Below are 13,443 nucleotides of genomic sequence, written 5' to 3'. Positions count from 1 at the left end.
CGCGCGGCAGCGTTCCTAGAGATCGAGCACGACCGGCCCCGACACCGCGTCCGTCACGCCGCGTCCATTGCCCTGGTCCTCGAGCACGGACCTGAAGCTGTCGAGCGTCTTGATCATCGCCGATCGCGCCGCGACCAACGCGTCCTGACTGGCCCATGTGCCGATGAGGCAAAAGGTCTGCTCGCCGGTCTTGATGATGACGCCGTGCTCCAGCCCCGGCCATTTGGTCTTGCCGTTCCGATGCGCGTCGAGGAAGGCAGCTTCCTCACCCGGTTTCACCTTGAACCTGACCACATTATAAACCTGCATGATGCGCCTCCAAAAAATGGACTGATGAAAAACGGGCGCCGCGCGAGGTGAGGACGAAAAGTCCTTGCGGTCGCCCTGGCCGATTGTTGTCCCCGCGCGCGGCGGCGTCACCGTGACAAATCAGCATGGTCTATCCCGGCCTTCCTGATCGCAGGACAGAATTGTGCGAAAACAACCCCATGCACAGTAGCCGGGGATAGCAAAATCAACAGCATAGGACGCGGCAAGAGAGCATGATCTTTTCGGAATTCGCGGCGAGAATTCCTGATTTTACGAGACGATCATTGATCCGTCGGGCAAAACAGGAGCAGGATGACATCATCGGCGCGCCCGATGTTGCGTGTCGGCCCTGACGGCTTCAGCGCGGCGCACGGCGCCCCGCCCAGAAAGCGTAGATCGCCAATCCCTGCACCAACGCCGTGGCAACATAGAAGCCTGGCGCGGTACCAGAGGCGGCGGCCGAAAACCATTCGCGGATCAAGCCAAAGACCGCCGGCGCGAATGAATAAGCGCCTTGCGACATCGCAACGATCAGCGCGACGACACGCGGTACGTCCTCTGGTGCAAATTCGACCTGGGCGATCAACGGCGGCAGGAACGTGCCGTTGCCGAATCCGAGACCGAACAGGACGACGCCAAGAATCAACAGCGGAACGTTCGTTCCAGCCGCGGCGATGAAGATCATCGAGCCCATGATTTGAACCGTGTAGCTGGCGCAGGCAATCAGCCGCCGGTCGGTGCGCTCCGGCATGAGCCAGCCCAGCAGCGTTCGACCCATGATCGCCATAGCGCCGATCAAGCCGACCACCAGTCCGGCCCATTGCGTGCCGAGCGCGGGCAGCAGCAGCGAGAACAGGTGCGCGGTCAGGCCGATCTGCGCAAACAGCCCGAGGCTCATGCCGGCCGCGAGCGTCAGGAATTTGCGGTCTCGCCAGATCAGCGATCCCGGGAGCCGCCGCGCAGCGTCCGCAGGCCCGGTCGCCGCGGCTGGCTCCGCTCCGTCCGGCAGCGATCCGATCTGCGCAGGCGTGCGTGACAGCACGGTGCTTGCGAGCATCCACACCAGGATAACCATGATCACGCCGAGGACGGCCGCTGCGATGGCGAAGCCGTACATTGCAATGGCCGCGGCCCAGAGCGGCGGAAAGATGATCCCTCCGACGTTCGCGCCGTTATACGCGACGGCGAGCGCCGCAGGGCGGTGGCGGACGAACCAGGGCGACACGATAGCGTTGACGGCGGCGACGCCCATCGTCACCCAGCCCGCGCCGCTCAGCAGCGTCGCGCCGAACAGCTGCCACGGCGTTGTTGCACTCGCCCATCCCAAGATGCCGACGGCCAGCGCGAGGGCGCCGGCCTTCGTCACGGCTGCAATGCCGAAGCGCCGATAAAGCGCCGGCAGATTGGCGGTCACGATCGATCCAGTCAGGAAGTGCACGGTGACGGCCATCGAGACCAACGCCAGCGGCCAACCCCTGGCTTCACAAACCGCGTTCAGGAAGATCGGCGGACCATAGAAGCCGAAACCAAGGCCGAGAACGGCGAGACCAAAGCTCGCCGCGACGACTCGCCAACCATAAAACGTGCCGTTCTGCATCTTTGTCGACAGCCTGCGCCCCGCGGCGCGATTGTGCACAAGCCTGACGGCGGGTCCTTCGCTCGCGGTCGAATTATGGGATCGGAAAGACCTGCGTGGGGCCCGCTTGACGTCGCCGCCATCATGTAACATATAAAGTTACATGAAACGAGATTCCCGACTCTCTGGCGTTCTGCACGTGCTGTTGCACATGGCGCAGCAGCCTGGGCCGTTCACGTCCGAGACGCTGGCCAAGGCCATGGACACCAACCCGGTGGTGATCCGCCGCATCATGGCGGGCCTCAGGGAAATCGGTTACGTGCGCTCCGAGAAGGGGCACGGCGGCGGCTGGACCATCGCCTGCGACCTGTCGAAGGTGACGCTGCGCGACGTCTATGCCGCGCTCGGCAATCCCCCGCTTCTGGCCATGGGCAACCGGACCGAGGCGCCCGGCTGTCTGGTCGAGCAGGCCGTCAATGCCGCCCTCGATCAGGCCTTTGACGATGCGGAGGCGCTGCTGCTGGCGCGGCTCGGCGAGGTGACGCTGGCGATGCTGGGCGAGGACCTGCGCAAGCGGCTCGGGTCCCGAAAGATCCACGACATCAGCGCGCATCGCGCGTGAACGGCTCCATTCACGGGGACAACATCATGACCGACATGCAAGCCGCATTTTCCGATCCGCAATTCGTGGCGAGATACACCGAGGGGCCGCGGCGCTTCGTGCCGGGCTATGACGCCATGCAGTCCATGACGGCGATTCTGCTCGCCGAAAGCGTCCCAAACGATGGGCAGGTGCTCGTCCTCGGCGCGGGTGGCGGCCTGGAGCTCAAAGCGTTTGCGCAAGCGCATCCCGGCTGGCGCTTCGACGGCGTCGATCCGTCCGCGGCGATGCTGGCGCTGGCCGGGCAAACCCTGGGATCGCTCGCATCCCGTGCACGCCTGCATCAAGGCTATATCGATGATGCCCCGGAGGGACCGTTCGACGGTGCCACCTGCCTCTTGACCCTGCACTTCGTCGGCGTCGAGGAGCGGCGCCGCATCGCCTCGGAGGTCCGTCGCCGCCTCAAGCCGCGCGCGCCGTTCGTGGTCGCGCATTTGAGCGCGCCCAATGGCGAGCAGGAGCGCCCGCTGTGGCTGTCGCGGTACTCGGCGTTCCTGGCCGCCTCCGGCGTCGAGCCCGAGCAGGCGGCCGCCGCGCGGAACGCCGTCACCAACCATCTGGAGATTCTGGCGCCCGCGCAGGACGAGGTGATCTTGCGCGAGGCCGGCTTCACGGACCCAACCCTGTTCTATACCGGCTTCGCCTTCCGCGGCTGGGTCGCCTATGCGTGAGGTCGCAATTCGTCGTTCGGCACCACGGGATGCTTCAACCGCGCTTGGCTCTCGATACGTAACCGGCGGTCACCTCATCTTTGTGGCTGGCGAACGCAGCTAGTACTTCGGTCTTCTCGCGCTTCGGGACCTTGGCGAAGTCAAGTGTCCGTCCGAGTTCAGCGGCGACCTCGTCGAATTCCGCCGGGGAGATCCGCAAGCCCCGGTGCGCCTCCTCAAGGCCAAGGGGCGTCGTCCCCGGCCTGGTGGCTTTGAACTGGAACGGCCCACCCGAAACGTCACAGACCCAAAGTGTTCGCATGAACTTGAGACCAGGCAAGCGTTTCAGATTTTTGGTGTGCCATTCCCTCAACTGCGGATTTTTTGACTTCTGACCGACGACGGCGTTCTTTACGACAGCGTCGCTGAAGTGATCCACGACCGCTGCAATGGCGAAGACGCCGCCAAGTCGTTCATACAGGCTTTGATCCGGAGTGGTTTGCTGGGCCTGCGCACGCGCTTGATTGGCTCCGGCCAAAGCCACGGGGGCGGCTGTCAGCGCCAGTCCTGCGACCACACTTCGTCTGCTGATGGAAGTCGAACGAGGCCTTGCCATGGGCACCTCCTTACATCGGTTTCCTGAGGCATTGCAGCCAGCATATCCCGTGCAACGGCCGCCGTGCGCGTTGCCGTCCGGAGGCCTGTCGGTGATTGCCGCGCACCCATTGGATGATTCGGAACGGAAATGGTTCCTGGAAATTTTGAGCTGGACGCCGACCCATGCCCGCCGAACTGCGAAGAAACTTGGTATGAGCAAATCTAGCCCGCCGCGCCCCTGAGAGCTGGCGTCGAGCCAAGCGTCGAACCCGGACGAAAAGGGCCAGGCCCGGACTCTTGCCGCAAAAAGGAAGTAGCAACACTACGTCCTTGCAGGGCGGGCTGTGGTGGAACTAGGGGGCTGTTTGAGAAGCGACGTTCGATTTGTGATGCATCCGGATGACGAGGCTGTGCTGATGTCGGAGGTGTTACGCGATCCCGTGGTTCTTCTCGTCGATGGCCCGCGGTGGAAGTCGGCCGCGCCCCCCACAACTCGAAATGTCGCCTCTGTCGGTTACCACTGCATCATCTGGTCCCCCGAGGACCTGCCAAAGCTACCGGCCGAATTCATCCCATCGTGCAACGATTGGTATTGCAGAGCTGAGCATGCCACAATTCAATTCATAAGGTGCGTAATCACCGGCACGGTGATCACACAAGGCCGATTTGCGATCGCGACTGATCAGGCAAGCGAGAAGACCGCGGCGAACGTCGAGCGCCGTTACAATTTGCTGCGTCGTTGGATCAAGAAAACCTGCGTCAACTCCGTCGTTCGCTGGCGCAATCCTGGGATTCCGGAAGCCCCGGCTGGACCAAACAGATCCGCCAATCCAAGCAGCCCAGACCGATCGCTATGGGTTGGACCCTCTGCGATGAACTGGCTGACCGCCGATGCAACACGGCGGATCAAAATCTCGCCGGAGACTCTGGTAGAAGGGTTTACCAGCCAACGATCGATCTGACCTCGGACCCTGCGGTCAACTTAGCTTCCGCGACGAGAGGGACTTTGGCGAGGCTTCGCTGCCGTCGAAGGGGAGCCTGTCTGCATTGGGTCAAAAGCAGCGGTCGCCCAATCGGTCAGGCGGTGCCCGACTGTACGGTCTATTCTCAGCGGCCGCAGAAGCAGCACCGACGTTAACCCTGTCGGCAAATGATTCGCCGTAGGTCGGCAATCGCCGACAAGTTGCCTTATTGGCGCGGAGAATTTTCAGCGGCACTAACTTAGGTTAGAGGCGCTTTATGCTGAAAATGGCGTTGTTGGGCCTCCTCATCCTGTTGAGCGCAGGCGTGCTGTCGGCAATGGAGCTGAGCGCTCCACCGCGTCGCGCCGTCGCGATCGCCCCGCCGCTTGCCGAGCAGAGCGCTAGCGTCTCTGCGTCACATGACGCGTTGCCCAAGGCCGATCGCCTCGAGGTTGCCGCTGTGAGCAGCGCGATGCCGACACAGGACGCTCCGGTCGAGAACCCCGTTGCTCCGCGAGACATCCAAGTCGGTTCGACCGCACCGGAACCAATCGTCCGTCATCGGCGCGATACGAAGAAGATCGCGACCGCTGAACGTCCCAGGCCGAAACCAAAGGCAATTGTTGCCAAGCGAACTGCCAATGCGCAGCGTGCAAAGGCCGCCAGCGAGACCGAGCCCTGTCGACTCAAGGCGTTCGGCGGCCTGCTCAAGGCATTGAATTTGACCGGTTGCGAAATCTGAGGCCGCTTCCGGGCACGGCGGATCAAAATCGAACGACCTGACGTCGTGGTGCGAACCCGGGCCTGCTTCCTCCTGGAGGCACTTACGGGCACACGCCCTGCCGCCACTTTTCCCTCGGCCAACGTCTCGCAAATTCTTCCGGTCATGCATACCTAGCCCTCATGAAAAAGATCGGCTTCCTCTCCTTCGGACACTGGACCCCCTCACCGCAATCGCAGACCCGCTCGGCCGCAGACACGCTGTTGCAATCGATCGAGCTTGCGGTCGCGGCCGAGCAGTTAGGGGCCGACGGCGCCTATTTCCGCGTGCATCATTTCGCGCGCCAGCTCGCCTCGCCGTTTCCGCTGCTCGCGGCGGTCGGCGCTAGAACCAGCACAATCGAGATCGGCACGGCCGTGATCGACATGCGCTACGAGAACCCCCTCTACATGGTGGAGGACGCCGGAAGCGCCGATCTCATCGCCGGCGGCCGGCTGCAGCTCGGCATCAGCCGCGGCTCGCCCGAGCAGGTGATCGACGGCTGGCGCTATTTTGGTTATCGCCCGGCCGAGGGCCAGAGCGATGCGGACATGGGCCGGCGCCATGCGGAGGTGTTTCTCGACCTGCTCCGGGGCGAAGGCTTTGCCGAGCCCAATCCGCAGCCGATGTTTCCCAATCCGCCGGGCCTCTTGCGCATCGAGCCGCACGCGCAAGGCCTGCGCGAGCGGATCTGGTGGGGCGCCGGCTCCAACGCCACCGCGGTGTGGGCGGCAAAGCTCGGCATGAATCTGCAGAGCTCGACGCTGAAGAACGACGAGACCGGCGAAGCCTTCCACGTGCAGCAGGCCGCGCAGATCCGTAGCTTTCGCGCCGCCTGGAAGGAGGCCGGCCACGCCCGTGCCCCCCGCGTCTCCGTCAGCCGCAGCATCTTTGCGCTGATGGACGATCGCGACCGCGCCTATTTCGGCCGGGAGCGCGAAGGCGAGGACCAGATCGGCTTAATCGACCCGCAGACCCGGGCGATCTTCGGCCGGAGTTATGCCGCCGAGCCGGATGTGCTGATCGAGCAGCTGCGCCGGGACGAGGCGATTGCGGAGGCTGATACACTGCTGCTGACGATCCCGAACCAGTTAGGGGTCGATTACTGCGCGCATGCGATCGAGGCGATCCTGAAGCACGTCGCGCCGGCGCTGGGGTGGCGGTGAGCGAGTGGTCCACCTTGGCGCCACATTGACCTGGATTCCGAGCGCTAAAGCGCGACGCCATCAGGATGAAGCGTCACCGCGCTTTAGGTCGTTGTTTAAGCATGATTTTTTCGGAAAGCCGCTGCGCACTTTCCCGGATCATGCTTTAGGCAAATAGCTCCCGGTCTCTCCTGCTGATCGGATCGTCCCAATCCTTCTGCCACCACGGCTTCTCTGAAGCCTTTTTGGGCGGCAACTGAAGCTCGAGCACCTTTTTGCTCTTGCCCTTTGCGTCCTCGCGGGCGGAGCGGAAACGATAGTGATCGTAGATGCGCAATGCTTCAATCATGTAGCTGGTCGCGACCGTGCGATCCTTGATCAGCAACAGGTTCTCGCCATTGTCAGTATCGGCGGGCTCAGAGAAATTGTATGAGCCCAGATAAACGCGTGCATCGTCGGTATCGAAATCGAGCACGACGAATTTGTGATGCATCCGAGTACCCCGGTGCTGACCGTCGCTGCCGGCAAGTCCTGACGGTTCCGTACTGAACGGAGCCGGCACATTGCCGGTCAGCGCAGACGAACGAACGACGCGCTTCTTGTTGTCGGCCGTCAATACGGTGACGCCCAAATTCCCTTCCTTCACGCGCGCATCGGCGATGCCAAGCGCGAACACCGTCTTGCTCTTGATGGCGCGACCCAGGGCAGGACCGATCGGTCCATTTTTCATCTGACCCAGGAACGCCAAAGAAAAAAGAACACTGGATTTCGCCTTGGCTATGTCCTTGCCCACCACGGCCAGGAGCCCGTTCTCTTCGGTATGCGGCGAAAAAGCGACCTTTCCGCCGAGTCCGCTCACTCCCAGATCGCGCCAACCCGTCGCCACCTCGGAGTCGCGAAAATCGCCGGCGGCTTCCGCCGAAAAATAGCTATCGAAAACCTTGAAGTAATCGTCGACGGCATTCTTGCTGTTGACAATGACCGCATTGTTCGACTGCACGTAGAACCCGCGCCAGCTCATGTTCGTGGAGCCGTACACGACCTTATGCACACCCTTGCCGGAAACCGCGATGGATTTATGGTGCTGCAGGTTCGCCATATGTTGGCGCTTGACGTTGTCAGCCCCGGCCGATTTGCGTAAGCGCTTCTCAGCGACGCTCTCGGGCGAATCCTTGGCTTTGTGCCCGCCGCCCTTGGCCGTCGAATCGTCGATGATGACCTTCAGCCTTTTTCCGAGCTTTTCGAGACGGGTCAGGATTTCGGGCATGTTGAAGTCATAAGCGATGACGCGAACATTGGCCTTGGCGGCGATCGCCTCATCCAGCACGTCGAGGATCGACGCACGCGCTTCGAAGCCCATCCATTTGTAGGCGTCCTCGGCCTTCTTGTTCGTGGGCTTGAAGGTCAAACCATCCTTCGCATCATCTGGAATGAGGCTGCCGAGCTTGCGGTCGGGCGCGAACTTCTCAACAAAGGATTGCGAGGACACATAACCGCGCGTGAAAGCAACATTCAGCTTGCCCGGTAATGTCTCGCGCATCAGGGCGATCGAGGCTTCCTGCGGTTCGCCTCGACTGAGCGTTCCCAGCTTGTCCATGAACATGGGTGTCACGCGATAGAGAAATTGTCCGTCCTTGTCGGCGTGCCAGGGGAAATGCACCCAGCGGAATTTTTGAATCGGCGCAATCGTACTCGGGAGCATCGGGTCGCTCGGCTTCTTGCGCTGACCCGGAAAGCCGATGCGGTTGGGCACCGGCCAAAACCGATCTTGCTTCGGCTCCTTGTACTCGATTGCAAAGCCGACAATATCGCGCGGTGGCTTGCCCTGCCGCCAATTCATCGCGAGCAGCAACATCCCGTCGCCGCGATGAATCTTCAGGGTGAATGGCGCGTTCGCATTGGTGCCCGTAACCTGATAGGAATTCTTCATTCTGCCCCCCGCCCTGAAGTTTGGGGCAAATCCTATCAACACAATTTTTGATTGCAAGCGCGTGATGCTTGGCGCATGAGGGCTGCACCGGCCGGGCCAATGCGATGCTACCCTTGTCTTCCTGACAGCGAGCTTCCCGCCATCCACCAGGTTGCGTGATGAATCAGCATCTGTCCCTCGTCGGTCTCGTGGTCGCTGACTATGATGAAGCGATTGCCTTCTTCACGCGCGCTCTGAATTTCGAGCTTTGCGAGGACACGCCGCTCGGTGGCGGCAAGCGCTGGGTGGTGGTGCGGCCGCGGGGCAATTTTGGCTCCGGCTTGCTCCTGGCGCGGGCGGACGGTCCGGCGCAGATGGAACGCATCGGCGACCAGACCGGCGGGCGCGTCTTCCTGTTCCTGGAGACGGATGATTTCGAGCGCGATCATGCGCGCATGATCGCCGCCGGCGTGCGCTTCGTCGAGGCGCCACGGCATGAGGCCTATGGCGTGGTGGCGGTTTTCGAGGATCTCTATGGCAACCGCTGGGACCTGATCCAATCAGCCAAGCGCAGCTGACACACGAGCGACCGCGCCCCGCCTGGCCTTACCCCGTCTTCGTCCCCGTGATCACCGCCAGTGCCTCGACGAGGCGATCGAGATCGGCCTCGTCGGTAAAGAGCGCCGGCGTCACGCGAATGCACTGGCCCCTGGCGACGCCGGCCCGGCGCACCGTCATGACCTTGTGGCTGTCCCGCAGCTTTACCACGATGGCCTCGTTGTCGGCCTTGCTGGTCTTGCCGGCGAGACGGAAGGACGTGATCGCGCCGTACGAGCCGATCTCGTCCGGCGTCAGGATCTCGATGTCCTTGAATCCGCGGGCGCGGCTCACCCAATAGTCGCGCAAATGGCGCAAGCGGGCCTGCTTTGCCGCGGCGCCGATCTGCTGATGCAACGCCACGGCCGTCGGCACCGTCAGCACCGTGGCGAAATTGACCGTGCCGGTGTGAACCCGCGAGCGGATATCGGCCTCGGCAAAATCCTCATCCCCCATGTCACGGTCGATGGCGGCGAGGCGGTCCTTCCTGATGTAGAGAAAGCCCACGCCGAGCGGCGCGCCGATCCATTTGTGCAGATTGAAGCCGACGAAATCGGCCTCGAGCTCACCGACCCGGAAGTCGATCTGCCCCCAGGAATGCGCGGCGTCGACGATGGTGTCGATGCCCTTGGCCTTGGCCATGCGGGCAATCTCGGCGATCGGCATGACGAAGCCGGTGCGGTGGCTGACATGGGTCAGGAGCAGAAGTCGCGTCTTCGGGTTCGCCTCGATGGCGCGGGCATAGGCGTCGAGCACCGCCTGGCGGGTGGCGGGCTCCGGCACGTCGAACTTGACCACGTCGACGCCGCGACGCCCCTTCAGCGCGTTCATCGCATACTGCATCGAATCATAATCGAGATCGGCATAGAGCACGGCATCGCCGGGCTTCAGCCGGTTGTAGCCGCCGATGAGGAGCTGCAGCGCTTCGGTCGCACCGCGGGTGAGCGCGATCTCCTCGGTCGCCGCGCCGACCGCCTCCGCCACCTTGGCGCGCACCGCCTCGAAATCCGCACCCGCGCGCTGCCGCGCGTAGTAGGTGTTCTGAAAGTTGATCATGTCGGACTGGCGGATGAACTCGCGCCGCACAGGCTCGGCCATGATGCCCCAATAGCCGTTCTCGAAATTGACGACATCGGGCGTCACGGCGTAGAGCCCCTTCACCGCCGCCCAATAGGCCTTGTCGGCGGCGATCGCGGCGGCCGAACCGGCCGGCTGAGCCGGCAGGCCCTCGGCCGCCATCGCCGGCGCAGCCATCGGCGCCATGGCTACGGCGGCGAGGCCCTTCAGGATCGACCGGCGGTCGGACGAAATGGTCTTGATCAGATGCATATATCAGCCTCCACGATGCGCGGCGAAAGGAGCAGCGATCAGTAGAGCGCGAATGACAAGGCGATGACAGTTCGATGATGCCGGCCCCTGCTTCGCTGCGGCGAGCGGGCTAAGCGCGTGGCTGGTGCCGTTTGCGAAGGGACGGTCGGCGTGCCGCCGGGCTACGTCACCGGCTGATAGTGCTTGAGAGACTCGACTGCCGTGTCCTCGCGGGCGACGGCCTGCATTCTCACATGGCTGCCGATGACGAGGCCCGTGAGCGAGAGCATGAGCCCGAGCGCGAGTGGCGCGAACAAGGCCTCTTCCTGGAACAATCCGTTGAGCAGCACGACCATGACGCCGAAGCCGGCGAGACCCTGCGTCAGATAGCCCGATGAGGCGTAGAGGCGCCATGCCTTAAGCGCCATCGCGAAATAGAAGGCCAGCAGCACGAAGGCGCCAACGCCCATCTGGTACAAGAGCACGCCGATCGCGCTCTCGACGGCGCCATCGATCGTTCCGGCCGCCTGTGCGGCACTCCAGTCGATGGAGAAATAGCTCTCCGACAAATTGCCACCAATGCCGAGGCCCCGGCCGAAAGGTCTCTGCACGAAGCCGTCCAGACCACCCATCAGTCCGATGACGTGATAGTCGCCGATCTGCAGCCCGAGGCGGATCGCCAGAACCGCGAAGGCGGCCATGCCGAGGAAGCCGAGCAACAACGTCACCACGGCGCCGATCAGACGGGTCGCGATCCAGGCCGCGACCACGAAGATCACCACGATGAGCGCGCCCTTCACGCTGCAAAAGATCAGCAGCGGCAATGCTGCGAGGGCCAGCAGCGGTCGTCCCACCGAGAACAGGAACAGGGCGAGAAACCCGACGCCGTAAGCGAAGCTGATCGGGTGCATGTTCGGACCGTTGATGCGCAGCATCTTCGACAGGCCGAACCCTTCGAGCAGCGGTGTATTCAGGAAGTCGAAGCTGAAGCGGTCCTTGAGGTCGACGGGCACGTTGCCGGTGGCCCGCATCTGGGCTTCCCAGACACCCGAATGGGTCGCCTTGAGCTCGTCGAACCCCCAGAACGTATAGCTGTTGGTGATGGCCAGCCAGAGATCGCGGAAGACGAGCTCGACATAGCCGCACAGCAGAAGGATGACCGCGAGCATCACCAGGAACGGCGTGATGCGCACCTCATAGGTCGCGGCCGTCAGAAGCGAGAGCTGGAACAGGAACAGCGGCAGCACGATATTGCGCAGATAGACCGCCGCCGGCTGTCCGTCCTGGATGAAGCCGATCGCGAAATACAGCGACACCACGGCGAGGGTGACGACACCCCAGCGCATGATCTGGTTCACCTCGGCCGATTGATTCCTCTGGCCCAGCACGTAAAGGCCGAACGTCGCCAGCCACATCACGGAGCAGACGAGGAAATTGTAGCCCTTGATGAAGTCGAGATCGGACGGCAGCGGGACCAGCGGCGACAGGATCGAGACGAACAGGTTCTGGAAGAACAGGACGAAGATCGCGATGGCCGGCGCATAGGTCGGGACCGCCAGCACGATGGCGATGCCGATGAGGACCTCGACCACGATGGCCAGGGCCGGATAGGCCAAATGCAGGACCGGAGCAAAGCCGATCGCTGCCACGGCGATGCAGAGGGTCGGAACCAGCTCGCGCCAGGCCGGCGGCGATGGCTCGGCCGGCACGGTCTGAACCTGGGTCAAGTCCCCGGCACCCATCAATCGTCCTTTGGCAGCGCGCGTCGAGCACGATAGCGAGGCGATGTGTAAGGATTCGTTAATGATAGCGAACCCGTGCGATGTCAGCGCCGGGCGGGCCGGGGCGCGCCGCCGAGCAGCGCCCGCATCACGTCGGGATCAGGCCTGCCGGTGGTGCGGTCGACGAGGCCAAAGCCTTGCGCCAGCTCCCAATGCGTCCAGCCCCAGCAATGCTCCCTGGCATAAGCGGTGACGTCCGCCAGCCAGCGCAACCGGCTTTGCCTGGGCGCGCCGGCTTTCAGCACGCCGAATTCGTTGACGATGATCGGCCGCTTGAACTGCTGCTGCCATGCGAGCGCCGGCGCGAGCCAGCGATCGGCCGCCGGCTTGTCCTTGGCGGCGGCGATTGCAGTGTCGAGCATGCCGAGCGCCTTGGTCGCGCCCCTCGCCTGCAGATCCTGGCGCAGCCCCTGCACTTTGGGATCGCCGGCGTTGATCGGATAAGGCAGATCGATGATGTCGTGCAGCGGATCCTGCGCATCCCAGTGACCCTGATGGGTGAACACCATGGGATCATAGAAGTGGATGGCATAGACGATGTCGGGATCATCCATCGGACGAAACCGCGGCAACGAGTCCGCGCGCTGCCAGTTGACGGGGCCGACAATGAGGGTCGTGGCGGGAAGCAATTTGCGGACGAAGCCGGCGAGCGTCTCGACCTGCCTTTGCCATGTGTCGGCATCGATATCGGGCTCGTTGAGCAGCTCGGCGAAGACGCGATCGGCCGAATAGGAGCGAATGACTCCCGCGAGGCTGCCCCAGGCGTCCTGCATCTCACGCAGCGCCGCGTCCTGATCTTCCTTGTGCAGGCGATTGAAGCGCTCGCCAGGATGAAGATCGACGGAGATGGAATAGCCGAGCGCGGTGAGCTGCTTCAGCGCCTTGTCGAGCACACGCAGCGTCTCGTCGCGCTCGGCCTTTGCAGCGAAACGAGGCATCACGCGCTCGGCCGGCACCGGCAGCCGGACGTGAGTCATTCCAGCGCGGCGCAGTTGCTGCAGCAACTCGCGGCTTGGCACCTCGCCGTTGATCCAGCCGTCGGCATTGAAGCCACGCGACAGTGCGGCGAGCCTCGCCGGCGCCACGGTCTGCGGCACGGGCACGCAAGTGTCGGCGAAGGCCGGCGCTCCGAACGAGATCGACAGCAGCATCGCAGCAGTCAGCCAACGACGGCGCGCCGCTTTCATC

General features: G+C 63.2%; 13 protein-coding genes. 6 read left to right on the top strand and 7 right to left on the bottom strand.

What is annotated here, in order from left to right; genetic code table 11:
* Positions 1-15 precede the first annotated feature (15 nt).
* Both GGD62_RS24765 and GGD62_RS24760 read right to left on the bottom strand, forming a co-directional pair.
* Entirely contained in the window at positions 16-309 is a 294-nt protein-coding gene (locus tag GGD62_RS24765; RefSeq protein WP_183710671.1) for a DUF718 domain-containing protein, read from the bottom strand.
* A gap of 358 nt (positions 310-667) precedes the next feature.
* The gene (locus tag GGD62_RS24760; protein ID WP_183710670.1) at positions 668-1,906 is read right to left on the bottom strand and encodes an MFS transporter; all 1,239 of its coding nucleotides are present in this window, start codon (positions 1,904-1,906) and stop codon (positions 668-670) included.
* Positions 1,907-2,048: 142 nt separating this feature from the next.
* Here GGD62_RS24760 and GGD62_RS24755 point away from each other — a divergent pair, with 142 nt between their 5' ends.
* Both GGD62_RS24755 and GGD62_RS24750 read left to right on the top strand, forming a co-directional pair.
* The gene (locus GGD62_RS24755; RefSeq protein WP_018321192.1) at positions 2,049-2,507 is read left to right on the top strand and encodes an Rrf2 family transcriptional regulator; all 459 of its coding nucleotides are present in this window, start codon (positions 2,049-2,051) and stop codon (positions 2,505-2,507) included.
* A 26-nt stretch (positions 2,508-2,533) separates the two neighbouring features.
* Positions 2,534-3,217, top strand: a complete 684-nt coding sequence (locus tag GGD62_RS24750) for a class I SAM-dependent methyltransferase (protein WP_183710669.1) — start codon at positions 2,534-2,536, stop codon at positions 3,215-3,217.
* Positions 3,218-3,251: 34 nt separating this feature from the next.
* Here GGD62_RS24750 and GGD62_RS24745 read toward each other — a convergent pair whose 3' ends face one another.
* A complete protein-coding gene (locus GGD62_RS24745) occupies positions 3,252-3,812 on the bottom strand; it encodes a group 1 truncated hemoglobin (protein WP_049815028.1) in 561 nt (186 codons plus the stop codon).
* A gap of 370 nt (positions 3,813-4,182) precedes the next feature.
* Here GGD62_RS24745 and GGD62_RS24740 point away from each other — a divergent pair, with 370 nt between their 5' ends.
* The 3 genes from GGD62_RS24740 to GGD62_RS24730 all read left to right on the top strand — a co-directional run bounded on the left by GGD62_RS24740 (position 4,183) and on the right by GGD62_RS24730 (position 6,681).
* Positions 4,183-4,755 (top strand): hypothetical protein, encoded by a 573-nt coding sequence (locus GGD62_RS24740; RefSeq protein WP_183710668.1) that lies wholly within the window; start codon positions 4,183-4,185, stop codon positions 4,753-4,755.
* Between the two features lie 277 nt (positions 4,756-5,032).
* On the top strand, positions 5,033-5,497 hold the full coding sequence (locus GGD62_RS24735) for a hypothetical protein (protein ID WP_183235602.1): 465 nt from the start codon (positions 5,033-5,035) through the stop codon (positions 5,495-5,497).
* A gap of 161 nt (positions 5,498-5,658) precedes the next feature.
* Entirely contained in the window at positions 5,659-6,681 is a 1,023-nt protein-coding gene (locus GGD62_RS24730) for an LLM class flavin-dependent oxidoreductase (protein WP_183710667.1), read from the top strand.
* 145 nt (positions 6,682-6,826) lie between these two features.
* Here GGD62_RS24730 and GGD62_RS24725 read toward each other — a convergent pair whose 3' ends face one another.
* Positions 6,827-8,590, bottom strand: a complete 1,764-nt coding sequence (locus GGD62_RS24725; protein WP_183710666.1) for a phospholipase D-like domain-containing protein — start codon at positions 8,588-8,590, stop codon at positions 6,827-6,829.
* Between the two features lie 158 nt (positions 8,591-8,748).
* On the opposite strand from GGD62_RS24725, the gene GGD62_RS24720 reads away from it, so the two are divergent.
* Complete coding sequence (locus GGD62_RS24720; protein ID WP_183710664.1) at positions 8,749-9,147, top strand: VOC family protein; 399 nt, start codon at positions 8,749-8,751, stop codon at positions 9,145-9,147.
* 28 nt (positions 9,148-9,175) lie between these two features.
* Here the strand turns inward: GGD62_RS24720 and GGD62_RS24715 are convergent, their stop codons facing one another.
* The 3 genes from GGD62_RS24715 to GGD62_RS24705 form a co-directional block, all read right to left on the bottom strand.
* Positions 9,176-10,495 (bottom strand): aminotransferase class V-fold PLP-dependent enzyme, encoded by a 1,320-nt coding sequence (locus GGD62_RS24715; RefSeq protein WP_183710662.1) that lies wholly within the window; start codon positions 10,493-10,495, stop codon positions 9,176-9,178.
* Positions 10,496-10,656: 161 nt separating this feature from the next.
* A complete protein-coding gene (locus GGD62_RS24710) occupies positions 10,657-12,201 on the bottom strand; it encodes a hypothetical protein (RefSeq protein WP_246800278.1) in 1,545 nt (514 codons plus the stop codon).
* Between the two features lie 98 nt (positions 12,202-12,299).
* Entirely contained in the window at positions 12,300-13,442 is a 1,143-nt protein-coding gene (locus GGD62_RS24705; protein ID WP_183710657.1) for a glycoside hydrolase family 5 protein, read from the bottom strand.
* Between the last annotated feature and the right edge of the window lies 1 nt (position 13,443).

Source organism: Bradyrhizobium sp. ERR14, assembly GCF_014198235.1.
Lineage (GTDB): Bacteria > Pseudomonadota > Alphaproteobacteria > Rhizobiales > Xanthobacteraceae > Bradyrhizobium.
This window is presented reverse-complemented; position numbering and strand designations above follow the sequence as displayed.